Genomic DNA, 347 nt, shown 5'->3' with positions numbered 1-347 from the left:
CGTCGCCGTCGTCGCGGCGGTCGCCGGCTTCGCCCTCGACGCCGTCCTGGCGTCGCGGCAGGCGCCGACGCTGTTCCTCGCGACACCCCTCGGCGTCACCCTCGCCTTCATCGGCATCGCCGTCGTCCTGATGGCCCGGCCGGTCCGTCGGCACGCTCGCGACGGCGCGTCCCGGTCGCACCCCGTCGACCCGCTCTACGCGATCCGCGTCGTGGTGCTCGCGAAGGCGTCGAGCATCGCGGGCTCGCTGTTCGGCGGGTTCGGTGCGGGCCTGCTCGTGTACCTCCTGACCCGCTCGGCCTTGCCTTCGCTAGGCTCGGTCCTGCCGAACGCCGTGGCGGTCGGGG

At 74.6% G+C, this 347-nt stretch carries 1 protein-coding gene; it reads left to right on the top strand.

Annotation, left to right across the window (positions count from 1 at the left end; translation table 11 throughout):
- Positions 1–347, top strand: a 347-nt coding sequence (locus BIV01_RS12745) for a DUF3180 domain-containing protein (protein WP_071303083.1), incomplete at both ends; no start/stop codon positions are given.

This window comes from Curtobacterium sp. MCBA15_013, assembly GCF_001865095.1.
Taxonomy (GTDB): Bacteria; Actinomycetota; Actinomycetes; order Actinomycetales; family Microbacteriaceae; genus Curtobacterium.
Note: the sequence above shows the minus strand (reverse complement) of the source record. Positions and strands in the feature narration are given on the sequence as shown.